We start from the raw sequence: 13,099 nt of genomic DNA, 5'->3' as shown, positions 1-13,099 counted from the left end.
ATAATCTCCTCTTAATGCGATACGGCTAAATTCTGCTCTATGGTTAACAATAAAGGCAATAACCTCTTCAATAACCACGGTCTACTTATTGGAGAACCACATAGCATCGCCATTATGACACTTGGATCATGTATCCCTAAATATCCTCCTGTTTTCATGGCGTGAAGTGTTGAAAACAAAGGATGTCGTTGCATTATTTCTTGACTCTCTAAGCTAGGAAAACTAGCAATCACTATATCTGCTTGATTTAACAAGTCCACATTTTCAATGCCAATATTCACGGCAGCAGCTCCTGCATGAGTCGGCATGTTCGCCACTATTGGCAATAGAGTTAGTCCTAAACTTTCAAGAAAATCTATACGTTGATCTCCTCTTGAATAACACCAAAGATGAGGAGAATTTTGATCTGTATAAATAAAAACAAATGTTTTTTGAGCAAGCTGTGGATGATGTTCTTTAAACAGGGCACTTTGCTGTTTCTGATCCTCAATAAGTTGCAACCCTTGATCATATTGACCTAATGCCGCCGAAATAATTTCAATTTGTTGATTAATAGGTGTCAGCCAAGGTTTTTCTGGAAACGGGATAACATTGACAAAACTACTTAATTGTCGATACAAAGCTCTTGATATATCGGATTGTGGGGCTAAGATAAGATCAGGCTCTAGCTCAATAATTTTTTCTACATCTATTTCTGGAAATAAAGGGATAACAGGTGGCAAACTTAGCTGATTTTGTTCTGTATATTCCACCATCCAAGGTAGATAACCTTTTGAATCAGTTCCCCAATAAGTTGTAGAAATACCAACAGGCATTACACCTAAGCTCAAACAAATCTCATCAGCTCCTGACCCTATCGTAACAATCCGTTGAGGTAATGTATTAACAGATGTATACCCAAACGCATGTCGAATCTCTACAGGAAATTTCTTATTCTGCTGAGTATACCTAATCAGAGGAGATACAGCTGATGGTTGGGGTGAGCACCCAGTGAAAGAGGCCACCCCATATAGGCTTAAAATTGAGACAAATTGCCGTCTACTAATGCCCATAATTTACCACTTATAGGCGATATTCGCTAGGATATTGCGCCCTTCTCCATAATAGCAATAATTCAAACCTGCGCAAGATGAGACATATTTTTTATCGAATAAGTTATTGATGCTAATACTTGTTTGCAAACCTTTTAGTTGGCTATTTAAACTTCCTAAATCATATTTCACCCCAATATCCACTAGCGTTACAGGAGGCACCTTAAGCGTATTAGCATAATCTGCCCACACGCCGCTGACATGACGTACACCTCCATTTATAGATAAGCCATTATCAAAGTTGTAATTACTCCACAATGCTGCTGTTAGTTTTGGCGATTGGTAAGGTGTTTTTCCATCCAGACCGATGGTTGAGTGTTTAAATTTAGTCTGGTTATACGCAATAGCTGTTTGAACAAACCATTTTTCCGTTACATCAATCTTGGCTTCGAACTCAATACCTTTAGAATTAACTTGTCCACTAGGTATATAGTAGTTACCATTGACCACTCGATTAGCAACGTTTTTTTGACGTAAATCATAGAATGACAAGGTATACAAACTATTAGAACCCTCTGGTTGATATTTAATACCCGCTTCCCATTGTGCACTTTCAGTAGGTTGTAATAATTTGCCATTAATATCACTATATGTGTTCGGATTAAATCCAGTGCTATAGTTAATATAAGGAGAGATACCATTTTCAAAGGCATAAAGTAATGACGCATTCCATGTCGTTTTACCGCCATCATACTCTGATCCTCTTAAACCAGTTACTCTATTAGTAATGGACGTTGATACACGATCATGACGCAAACCAATACTTGCAAACCACTGACCGAACTGCATATTCTCTCTTACATAAAAGCCTAACTGGCGTAATCGTAGTGTTTGATAACTAGGATAATCTGTATATCCTACATTCATCCCATAACGTGGATTAAGCACATTCAACATAGGAATACTTGAATAATTATAAGCTGCATCAGACTCCGTCTTACGGTGTTGATAATCACTACCTATCACGACTTCATGCTGTAGTGAACCTGTTTTAAATTTGCCTGTAATTGAATTATCCAATGACCATGATTTCAAGTGTTCTGTGGTTTCTCCTCCAGCACGATATAAATCAAATGATGTATCCGCCCAACCTAACTGCCATGTTTGTTTACTATATGTATGAACATCGGCAAAACGAATCTTAGATGCAAAAATCCAATCTGGTGCAAACATATGAGTCAGCTGTGTACTGAAAATTTGTTGACGGCGATGGAATTGATCGCTAGGCTCTGCATCAGAAAAGCTACGGGAGAATTTAAACCCATTATATGAATTGATAGTCCCCTCAGCAGGCAATCCACCATGATAACCAGCTCTAGGATCATTTTGGAAATAGGCTTGTAATAATAGATTAGTTGATGGTGAAATATTCCAGCTGAGTGAAGGAGAAATGGCATATCGATTACTTCTATGATCATCATTTTGTGAATGCGATTTTTTCAATAATCCTGTCAAACGATACGATATATTCTTTGATTTATCAAAGGTATCTGTTAAATCAAAACTCATTCCATGTTGATCTCGATTGCCTCCAAATACATTAATTTCATGATAAGCCTCATGCAAAGGGCGTTTAGTTGTTGCTGCAACTAAACCGCCTGGAGTTGCGCGCCCATAAGAAGAAGAAACGGGTCCTTTAATCAAATCAATTCTTTCAATAAAATAAGGATCTATTTGCATAGAACTATATGTATTTGAATCACTCAACAAACGTTGCCCATCAATCAATACATTATCTGTCATATTTTCATTAAAGCCACGGATAGCAACATAATCATAGCGACGAGCGGCACCAACTAAACCACTAAATGCACCTGCAGAATAATTAAGTGCTTCTGATAGACTTTCTAGTCGCTGATCCTCTATCTGTTGACGTGTCACAACAGATACCGCCTGACCCGTATAAAGTAATGGCAATTTTGTTCTTGTCGCAATATTGGAACTATTCGTTGTATAGCCAAATGTTTGGCCTACTAAATCATCATTATTAAGCGTTGTTGCTGAGATAGTATCTAGTTTTACGACTTCCTCATCTGTTGTATCAGCATACACTAATAAAGGATTTGCTAACATAACCAACAAAATAAAAGGCTGTTTAAACGTTATTTTCATTCTAAAATATTCCTCTCATAAATATTTATTCGTATTTTAAATAAGAATAATTCTTATTTAAATATCATTTTTGGTAATTTTTTTCATAAAAACAGGAAATATATTGATTTTTAAAGACTTTATTAAAAAGTAAATGTTTTATCTAAACCACAGCCTTTTCAGCTAGTAATCGTTTTACAATTTACCTATTATTGATTTTTCTTCATAGCGTTATGTCTTCTCAAATTCGCATTTTCGGTGCCAAACAAAATAGTCTTAAAAATCTTAATGTTTCTTTTAATACGGGCGAAATCACCGTATTAACAGGTGTTTCTGGTTCAGGGAAAAGCTCTCTTGCTTTTGATACCTTATATGCAGAAGGACAGCGTAAATATGTAGAAACCTTTTCACCCTATGCTCGTCAATTCTTGGATCGTATGGATAAGCCTCAAGTCGATGCGATTGAGGGGATTCTACCGGCAATTGCCATTGATCAAACCAATCCAGTCCGTAACTCTCGTAGTTCAGTTGGCACGATGACAGAACTAAACGATCATTTGAAACTATTGTTCGCCCGTATCGCAAAGCTCTACTGCCGTCAATGTGGCAATGAAGTAAAAAAAGATTATGTTGGCTCAGTATACAAACAATTAGGTCTATTTAGCCAAGCTGCTAATGATCCACGCCTTGTACTCACATTTGCTGTTCGTGTACCGAGTAACTATACAGAGGAAGAAGTCAAAGGCTTTTTAGAACAGCAAGGGTACACTCGCATTCATGATGAGCAAATCAACACATCTAGTTCAAAAACAAAAAAATTCGCTAAATCACCTAAAGAGACAGAAAGCTATCGTGAATTATTTGTTATCCAAGATCGTTTCCGTTTTAGCAAGGCAGAAAAAGAACGCGTTTCTGAGGCAATTGAAGCGGCATTCAACTATGGACAAGGACATTTACGTGTCTATGCACTCAATGATGAAGGGGAAAATGCCTATCAATGGAATTTTAGCCAGCATTTACACTGTGCTAACTGTGACATCAGCTATTCACAAGTATTACCTAGCACATTCTCATTTAACTCTCCCTTAGGGGCTTGTGAAGCGTGCCGTGGCTTTGGACGTACTATGGGCATCGACTACGGTTTAGTCGTACCTGATGAAAATAAAACCCTTGCTGAAGGAGCAATTAAACCGTGGCAAACACCTACCTATGCCGAATGCCAAGAAGAATTAATAAAATACGCAAAAAAAGAAGGGGTTCGTACCGATATCCCATGGAAAGCATTATCTGACGGCGAACGTCAATGGGTGATTCAAGGCGATTCAGATTTCAAAGATAATAGCCAAAATTGGAAGACTAAATGGTATGGTGCCGCTCGCTTTTTTGATTATTTAGAAAGTAAATCCTACAAAATGCATATTCGGGTCATGCTATCTAAATACCGTAGCTACCGCCCTTGCGAAACCTGCCATGGTTCACGCTTAAAACCTGATGCTAATTTATGGCGTATAGGCACTTCTACGTCTGAGCGTTTCCCTCACTATCAACGCTTTATGCCTGTCGGTACAGCATGGTCTGAACAACAATTAAACCATTTACCGGGCTTATGTATTCATGATTTGATGCGTCTCCCTCTATCGGATGTCAAACAATTTTTTATTGAGGAAGATTTTAAAGAAGACTCGACCATTGAACTTGTTCTGACTGAAATCAACACGCGTTTAAATTATCTTAATGACGTGGGGTTGTCTTATTTAAGCCTTGATAGACAAAGTCGTACGCTATCTGGTGGAGAAATTCAACGTATTAATTTGACGACTGCCTTAGGAACTTCACTGACCAATACCTTATTTGTACTTGATGAACCATCAATCGGCTTGCACCCTCATGATATGGGAAAAATTGTGCAAGTCATGCAACGGTTGCGTCAAGCAGGTAACACATTAGTCGTCGTAGAGCATGACCCTCAAGTGATGGTAGCCGCTGATCGTATTCTTGATATAGGGCCTGGTCCTGGTGAGCGTGGTGGAGAGATTGTATTTGATGGAACCCCTGAACAATTACGCCATGCTAATACCTTAACTGGACAATACTTAGGAGGACGTTTACGTGTTGAGCCTCCATTACCGATGAAAGTCAGCCCAAATACACCAAGGCTACTTCTCAAAGGTGCACGTGAACATAATCTTAAAAATATTGATGTCGAATTTCCCTTAAATAGGCTCGTTTGTCTAACTGGCGTTTCAGGATCAGGTAAATCCACCTTAATTCAAGATGTACTCTATCCTGCATTACTCAAACACTTTAATAAGCCTACAGAAACACCCGGTGCCTACGAGGCATTGCTAGGCGCAGAGCAAGTTGCTGAAGTGATTATGGTCGATCAAACACCGATTGGTAAAACAGCACGATCCAATCCTGCTAGTTATGTGGGAGCTTTTGATGCTATCCGTAAGATTTTTGCACAAGCACCACTCGCTAGAGAGCGTGGTTACACCGCAGGAACATTTAGTTTTAATAGTGGTGATGGTCGCTGCCCCACTTGTGGAGGAACCGGTTTTGAACACGTAGAGATGCAATTCTTATCAGATGTTTATTTACGTTGTCCTGATTGTGACGGCAAACGTTTTAGACCTGAAATATTAGAAGTTCGTGTCGAGCATTTAGGGCAGTCTGCCTCTATTGATGAAGTATTAGCTATGACGGTTAGTGAAGCACTGCACTTTTTTAAAGGCTTAAAAGATATTAAAGTCAGTTTACAGCCATTGGTTGATGTTGGCTTAGAATATGTGAGCTTAGGTCAACCAGTCCCAACACTCTCTGGCGGTGAAGCACAACGGTTAAAACTCGCTGGACACCTTGTCGCCTCAGCTAAATTAGGTGCCAAAGCAAAATCACTTGCCTACAAAGGGAATCTTTTCTTATTTGATGAACCTACTACTGGACTACATTTTGACGATGTGGCTCGGTTGATGAAAGCGTTCCGTAAGCTATTAGAAGCAGGACACTCCTTAATTATTATTGAGCATAATCTTGATGTGATTAAATCATCTGATTGGATTATTGATCTAGGTCCAGAGGGAGGATTTAACGGTGGTGATATCGTGGCTCAAGGCTCGCCGGAAATGATTAAACAACATACACAATCATTAACAGGACAAGCCTTAAAAGAATATGATACTAGCATCATTATTTCCTCTGAAAACTCTTTGCTAGATACACAAGCCAGCTATCAAATTCAGCACAATCAACCCTCACAAATAGAAATCTTAAATGCACGGGAACATAACCTAAAAAATATTTCTGTCAATATTCCACATAATAAATTTAGTGTTATCACGGGCGTATCTGGGTCAGGTAAATCAACACTTGCTTTTGATATTTTATTTAATGAAGGACAACGCCGATACTTAGAATCCCTAAATGCCTATGCCCGTGCTGTAGTACAACCTGCTGGTAAACCTGATGTTGATGCCATTTATGGCATCCCTCCAACAGTGGCTATCGAACAAAGAACCAGTCGTGGTGGACGTAAATCAACTGTGGGAACGATGACGGAGATACATCATTTTCTTCGTTTATTGTATGTCAAACTAGGGACACAATATTGTCCTTGTTGCCATATCCCCGTAGTGCCTTTTAGTAAAGAACAAATTTTGGCACAAATACTTAATGAGTATAAAGGAGAGCGTATCGCCCTCTTAGCCCCTTTAGTGACTGCTCGTAAAGGTTACTACACGGATTTAGCTAAATGGGCAGAAAAAGCAGGGTATACACAATTAAGAGTAGATGGGGAATTTACTCCTGTAAATCCTTGGCCTCGTCTAGACCGTTATAAAGAGCATACGATTGAGTTACCTGTCTTAGATATCACTGTCACCAACAACAATGAAAAAACCTTAATGGAAGGCATTAGCCTTAGCCTACAACATGGTCAAGGGGTGATGAGTATTTTGCATAACTTACAAAAAAAATTACCACTTGAACAACAACAGGCAGAGCAACGTTATTTTTCAAGCAAACGTGTTTGTCCAAGTTGCCACACAAGTTATCCTGAACCAGATCCTCGTCTATTTTCTTATAATTCGAAACATGGCTGGTGCCCTAGCTGTTTTGGTACGGGTTTAGCGATTGATGGGTTTGATGCCGAACAAACAGGTGAAGAAAGCGTTTGGCAAGCCAATGAAGAGGATGGGCAATATTTAGCACTCTGTCATTCCTGTGAAGGCACGCGACTAAATCCCGTCGCACGAGCTGTGCAATGGCAAAATCACTCCATCACTGAGATTAGTGCCATGTCTGTTGAAGAAGCTCAACATTTTTTTGCAGGACTAAAATTAGATAAACGCGAAAAAGAAATTGCTCGAGATATTTTGGTAGAAATCAATAATCGTTTAAATTTCATGCAATCTGTTGGACTATCTTATCTAACCCTAGATCGTTCCTCTCCTACCTTATCTGGTGGTGAGGCACAACGGATACGATTGGCAGCCCAGTTAGGCTCTAATCTACAAGGTGTTTGTTATATTCTAGACGAACCAACAATAGGTTTACATCCTCGTGATAATAGAATTTTGCTCAATGCACTGAGCAAACTGGAAGGTAATGGCAATACATTAGTCGTTGTTGAACATGATGAAGATACCATTCGCAAAGCAGAGCACATTATTGATATTGGACCAGGCGCAGGCGTTCGTGGTGGTACTGTCGTAGCAGAAGGTAGCTATGAAGATATTATTAATAATCCGCAATCATTGACAGGTAAATTCTTAGCTCAACCTATTCAACACCCGATGAAATCTAGGAGGTTAATGGATAAAAACCAAGAGTGGATAAGTATTTCGGGAGCGAATTTACATAATTTAAAAAATGTTCAAGCAAAGCTTCCTCTCGGCAAACTCAACGTGATTACAGGGGTATCAGGTTCAGGAAAATCTAGCTTGGCACGAGACGTTCTTCTCAGTAACCTAAAAAATGTAGTTGGGCAGTCAGGAGAAAAACCTCTCTGGCACGGTTGTAAGACAATTGAGGGCTGGGAAACACTTGACCGTGTGTTAGAAGTAGATCAAACGCCGATTGGTAAAACACCACGTTCATGCCCAGCAACATATATTGGTTTCTGGGATGATATTCGCCAGCAATTTGCACAGACAAAAGAAGCTAAAATGCGAGGTTGGACTGCCTCACGTTTTTCCTTTAATACGAGCGCAGGACGTTGTCCTATTTGCGAGGGGCAAGGTATGCGGACGGTGGAAATGAGTTTCTTACCAGATATTAAAGTTCCTTGTGAAGCATGTAATGGTAATCGCTTTAACCCTGAAACATTAAGCGTACGGTTACGTGAACACTCTATTGGTGATGTGTTACGTATGGAAATTGACGATGCTATTCCGTATTTTGAAGCCCATCCAAAAGTATTACGAGCCTTACAACTAATGCAAGATGTAGGACTTGGTTATTTAACCTTAGGACAAGCTTCTCCTACTTTATCAGGAGGGGAAGCACAACGCATCAAACTAGTCTCTGAACTGGTCAAAGCTCGTTTAGATGAGGGAGTTATCAAAACAGGGCGTGTATCCAAACGAGCTCATACCTTATATGTATTAGATGAACCGACTGTTGGGTTATCTATGGCTGATGTTGAAAAACTTATCCACGTTTTACATCGTTTAGTAGACGCAGGAAATACCGTTGTTGTAATTGAGCATAACTTAGATATTATGGCTGAAGCTGACTGGATTTTAGATATGGGGCCAGAAGGTGGAACCAATGGTGGCGAACTCGTTGCTAGCGGAAGTCCAGAAGATTTAATAAAACTCAAGAAACGATCACATACAGGTGCTGTATTGGCTGAGTTTATGAAACGATAACTTACACCACGAAAGTATCTCCCTACCAATAGATGAGTTGTTCACTGGGTAGGGATTTTCAGTTGGTGAAGATTTATAACTACACTCAATAAATATAAACGCGAAACATTAACTGTTTGAAAAAATAAAATCAATTGAAGCGATATATTCTACGGTCTTAAAATCACAACTCTACCTATTTGTCTAGTATGACAGAATAGTTTTGTCCAATAGAACATCACAACCGCTCCCTTTAGCATGAAATCTTTCTCACTAAACCTAGTAGGATTTCATCATGACCTCTCGAAAAAAACCTTCTCTCCCCTTTACCCACCTTGACCTCACCCAAGACTGGGTCTTTAAATGGATGTTCGGTCAGCTCGACCATAAGCACCTCCTCATCGACCTTCTCAACACCATCCTCGCCGATAAAGAACCCCCGATTATTGATCTGCACCTCAACAACACCGAACAAATCGGCGAATCCCTCGATAACCGCAACGTCATCTTCGATATCTACTGCACCACCTCTGATAACACTCACCTCATTATCGAAGTGCAGAATATCGACCACCCCCACTATATTGATCGTACCTTAGCCTATGCCGTCACTGCCTTAAATAAACAAATCAAAGTCGGTGAGAATTGGCATCACCCTTTTGATCCCGTCTACGTCATCTCCTTTATTAATTTTATTCAGTTTCCTAAAGAACCCTTTTTTACCCATGCTTCCCTCATCGATACCGAGACCCATCACCCAATTAGTCATAAACTCAACTTAATTTTTCTGGAACTACCCAAAATCCAGAAAAATACGCTAGACTATCAGAACAGTCGCCTACACACTTGGCTATATTTCATTAAATTCCTTGGAGAGATGAAAACCATGCCACATCAATTTATTACTGACGATACCTTTAGAGAAATCTTTCGCAAAGCCAATGTCGCCAACATGACTGCTCAACAAGTGGAGGACTTTATTCGCCAGAATAAATACCATTGGAATCATATGATTTCCCTTGATGTTAAATATAATGAAGGCAAAGAAAAAGGGATTCAGGAAGGGATTAATATTGGGAAAGAAGAAGGCTTAGCACTAGGCAGAGAAGAAGGTTCGCATGAGGCTATGATCTCTACCGCTAAAAAACTAAAAGCCCGTGGTACAGATATTGCTCTTATCCACGATGTCACTGGCTTACCCCTAGAAATTATTGATAAGCTATAAACACTCACTCACCAGAGAACTAGTGTTTAGTAACGTTAAAAAGTCACTAAACACTAGCTAACAAAATCAATCACCGTTTCTCTTTTCTGAACAATCTCTCATTCCTTGGAGAAATGAAAACCATGCCACATCAATTTATTACCGACGAGACCTTTAGAGAAATCTTTCGCAAAGCCAATGTGGCGAATATGACCGCCCAACAGGTGGAGGACTTTATTCGCCAGAATAAATACCATTGGAATCATATGATTTCCCTTGATGTTAAATATAATGAAGGCAAAGAAAAAGGGCTTCAGGAAGGGATAGCTATTGGTCAAGAGAAAGGGATGTCTATTGGTAGAGAAGAAGGATTGGCTCTTGGGAGAGAAAAAGAAAAACTCTCTACCGCTAAAAAACTAAAAGCGCGTGGTACAGATATCGCCCTTATCCACGATGTCACTGGCTTACCTATCAAAACCATTGAGAAACTATAAATCTTAGAGACACTTAGCTTGAGCTGACTCACATAATTGAATCAACCATATGAGAGACAGCTCAGATTTGCTGAGTATCTCCCTTTTTTCACACAATCACCTTCAATGGTTATTTAAAATCTTTCAACAATTGTTCTAGAGCTAAATTGGCCACTGCCATTCCCATTGTCGCAGTCACCATAACGCTCGAACCATAACCAGCACACGATAATCCTTGAGGTGCCTGATTGGGATTCACCCATAAATCAGGTAGTTGTGCAACTTGGTCATACCATACACAATTAACACTCATTTTCGGTGGTTTTTTTAACGCTCTACCCTTTTGATCTGACCCCTTAGGGTATCCATATTCCTTGCGTAAAATATTTCTAATTCTACCCAACAAATTATCATTTTTTACATAAGCTAAATCAGTATGACGCAGTGAAAATACATCAGTCTTTCCACCTGCCCCACCACACATAATAAATGGAATATGTGTTTTCTGTGCATGGAGTAACATGCCAATTTTCGCTTGAACTTGATCAGTACAATCCAATAGGAGTTGAGGCTTATATTGTTTTAAGTATAAAGATATATTTTCTGAGTCTATAAAATCATCTATAAGATTTAACTGGCAATTTGGATTAATTTCTATAATTCGCTCTGCCATCGCTTCAATTTTTGCTTTTCCAATTGTTGAACTAAGCGCATGAACTTGTCGATTAATATTAGACTCTGCTATATGGTCCAGATCAACTAAAGTTAATTGTCCTATGCCAGAACGAGCCAAACTTTCTGCAACCCATGAACCCACTCCACCAATACCTGCAATCATTACGTGACATTGCATGAAATTTTTTGTTGCTTTTTCACCATATAATCGTGTCAAACTACTAAATCGGCGAACAATTGAGAATTCTTGATTATCCATTATTTTTAGAATTAACTATAATAAAAACTATTGTATCAGTTAAGTTATTTATTCAATTTCGTATTACCGTGGCTACCTTTAAAATTCCTGCTATTCAAAAAGCATTGGCTCACATGCAATCGTTTCGCCTTTGGTCAGAAGAAGAACGCGAAATCTCTATGTTACAAACACTGGGTGAGCTTGAAGAACAAAAAAATATTTGGATTTTTGGCTATGGGTCTTTAGTATGGCGTCCTGAATTTACCTACGAAGAATCTCGTCATGCAATACTAGAAGGCTATAGCCGTTCACTGTGCTTGTGGTCGTGTGTTAATCGTGGTACTCCAGAGCAACCCGGCTTAGTTTTCGGACTAAAACATGGCGGTATCTGTGAAGGAAGAGTTTATCGTATCCCTAATGAAAATATTCTAGGACAATTTCGGATGCTCTGGAAACGCGAAATGCCTTCCGCTTCCTATGTCCCTATGTGGCTTAACTGCCAAACAGAAGAAGGAATTGTCAAAGCACTTGTCTTTGTGATGGATACAGAAACAGATGCCTATATCGGTGATTTAAGTGAAGATGAAACCATTGATATTGTCCTCAATGCATCAGGAACATATGGTCCTTGCCACGAATATGTAATCCAAACCTCTGATGCACTGGCTCGTTCTGGTGTCAAAGATGATGAGCTCTGTTGCTTGAGTGAAAAAATCCGCCAACGCCTACGCTAATAGCAAGTAATTATTGAGCAAATTAAGATTTCTCTCGGTATCATAGTGCATCACGGATTATTTAAGCTTATACTTAATAGTTGTTTAAATTATTGGGTATAACACGATGTCTATTGCTGATTTACGCGAAAATTACGATAAAAATATCTTGTTAGAAAAAGATATCTCCAAAAATCCTTTCGAGCAATTTGGTATTTGGTTTGAGCAAGCCAGAGTTGAAGGTGGTCTGGAGCCAAATGCGATGAACGTCTCAACAGTAGACCACAATGGATACCCACATTCACGTATCTGTTTACTCAAAGATTTTGATGAAAAAGGTTTTGTATTTTTTACTAATTATGACTCTGACAAAGGTCATCAATTAGCACAAAACCCTAATATCAGTCTACTTTTCTTTTGGATGGTTCAACAGCGTCAAGTACGTATACAAGGGAGAGTTGAAAAACTATCTGAACAAGAATCAACAGAGTATTTTAACTCTCGCCCGCTAGGATCTCGCATTGGGGCTTGGGCATCTAAACAGAGTCAAGTCATCACTCGAGAAGATTTAGAACAACGCTATCAGGACTATGAAAAACAGTTTGGCAACGATGTACCAAAACCTCCGCATTGGGGAGGATATCGTGTTGTGCCTAGTAGTATTGAGTTTTGGCAAGGACGTCCATCTAGATTACATGACCGCTTGAAATTCACCTTGGAGCAAGATGGTTCTTGGAACTTAGATCGACTTTCGCCCTAAAGGAG

Annotated in this window: 8 protein-coding genes; 5 read left to right on the top strand and 3 right to left on the bottom strand. The window is 39.3% G+C overall.

Annotation, left to right across the window (positions count from 1 at the left end; genetic code table 11):
* Positions 1 to 11: 11 nt before the first annotated feature.
* Together BQ4443_RS07260 and BQ4443_RS07255 are read right to left on the bottom strand one after the other, a co-directional pair.
* Positions 12 to 1,052, bottom strand: coding sequence for an ABC transporter substrate-binding protein (locus BQ4443_RS07260; protein WP_023950985.1), 1,041 nt, complete (start codon positions 1,050 to 1,052; stop codon positions 12 to 14).
* Between the two features lie 3 nt (positions 1,053 to 1,055).
* On the bottom strand, positions 1,056 to 3,203 hold the full coding sequence (locus BQ4443_RS07255; RefSeq protein ID WP_083331895.1) for a TonB-dependent siderophore receptor: 2,148 nt from the start codon (positions 3,201 to 3,203) through the stop codon (positions 1,056 to 1,058).
* Positions 3,204 to 3,415: 212 nt separating this feature from the next.
* Here BQ4443_RS07255 and uvrA point away from each other — a divergent pair, with 212 nt between their 5' ends.
* From uvrA to BQ4443_RS07235, 3 genes are all read left to right on the top strand, one after another.
* Complete coding sequence (gene uvrA, locus BQ4443_RS07250; RefSeq protein WP_071058485.1) at positions 3,416 to 9,052, top strand: excinuclease ABC subunit UvrA; 5,637 nt, start codon at positions 3,416 to 3,418, stop codon at positions 9,050 to 9,052.
* Between the two features lie 274 nt (positions 9,053 to 9,326).
* Positions 9,327 to 10,256 carry an Rpn family recombination-promoting nuclease/putative transposase gene (locus BQ4443_RS12185; RefSeq protein WP_083331894.1) on the top strand — a complete coding sequence of 310 codons (930 nt, stop codon included), beginning with the start codon at positions 9,327 to 9,329 and terminating at the stop codon, positions 10,254 to 10,256.
* Between the two features lie 113 nt (positions 10,257 to 10,369).
* On the top strand, positions 10,370 to 10,729 hold the full coding sequence (locus BQ4443_RS07235; RefSeq protein WP_031274917.1) for a FliH/SctL family protein: 360 nt from the start codon (positions 10,370 to 10,372) through the stop codon (positions 10,727 to 10,729).
* Positions 10,730 to 10,838: 109 nt separating this feature from the next.
* Here BQ4443_RS07235 and BQ4443_RS07230 read toward each other — a convergent pair whose 3' ends face one another.
* Positions 10,839 to 11,642 carry a tRNA threonylcarbamoyladenosine dehydratase gene (locus BQ4443_RS07230; protein ID WP_071058483.1) on the bottom strand — a complete coding sequence of 268 codons (804 nt, stop codon included), beginning with the start codon at positions 11,640 to 11,642 and terminating at the stop codon, positions 10,839 to 10,841.
* Between the two features lie 113 nt (positions 11,643 to 11,755).
* On the opposite strand from BQ4443_RS07230, the gene BQ4443_RS07225 reads away from it, so the two are divergent.
* The gene (locus BQ4443_RS07225) at positions 11,756 to 12,355 is read left to right on the top strand and encodes a gamma-glutamylcyclotransferase (protein ID WP_052019462.1); all 600 of its coding nucleotides are present in this window, start codon (positions 11,756 to 11,758) and stop codon (positions 12,353 to 12,355) included.
* A gap of 106 nt (positions 12,356 to 12,461) precedes the next feature.
* Positions 12,462 to 13,094 (top strand): pyridoxamine 5'-phosphate oxidase, encoded by a 633-nt coding sequence (gene pdxH, locus BQ4443_RS07220; RefSeq protein WP_071058482.1) that lies wholly within the window; start codon positions 12,462 to 12,464, stop codon positions 13,092 to 13,094.
* The last annotated feature ends 5 nt before the right edge of the window (positions 13,095 to 13,099 follow it).

Source organism: Pelistega sp. MC2 (genome assembly GCF_900099475.1).
GTDB lineage: Bacteria > Pseudomonadota > Gammaproteobacteria > Burkholderiales > Burkholderiaceae_B > Taylorella > Taylorella indica.
The sequence above is the reverse complement of the archived record's forward strand: the minus strand, read 5'-3'. Positions and strand labels throughout refer to the sequence as shown.

Excerpts from the sequence above, each read along its gene's own strand:
- BQ4443_RS07230 (WP_071058483.1), bottom strand. The coding sequence starts at position 11,642 with ATGGATAATCAAGAATTCTCAATTGTTCGCCGATTTAGTAGTTTGACA.
- BQ4443_RS07235 (WP_031274917.1), top strand. The coding sequence starts at position 10,370 with ATGAAAACCATGCCACATCAATTTATTACCGACGAGACCTTTAGAGAA.
- BQ4443_RS12185 (WP_083331894.1), top strand. The coding sequence starts at position 9,327 with ATGACCTCTCGAAAAAAACCTTCTCTCCCCTTTACCCACCTTGACCTC.
- BQ4443_RS07255 (WP_083331895.1), bottom strand. The coding sequence starts at position 3,203 with ATGAAAATAACGTTTAAACAGCCTTTTATTTTGTTGGTTATGTTAGCA.
- BQ4443_RS07260 (WP_023950985.1), bottom strand. The coding sequence starts at position 1,052 with ATGGGCATTAGTAGACGGCAATTTGTCTCAATTTTAAGCCTATATGGG.
- pdxH (WP_071058482.1), top strand. The coding sequence starts at position 12,462 with ATGTCTATTGCTGATTTACGCGAAAATTACGATAAAAATATCTTGTTA.
- BQ4443_RS07225 (WP_052019462.1), top strand. The coding sequence starts at position 11,756 with ATGCAATCGTTTCGCCTTTGGTCAGAAGAAGAACGCGAAATCTCTATG.
- uvrA (WP_071058485.1), top strand. The coding sequence starts at position 3,416 with ATGTCTTCTCAAATTCGCATTTTCGGTGCCAAACAAAATAGTCTTAAA.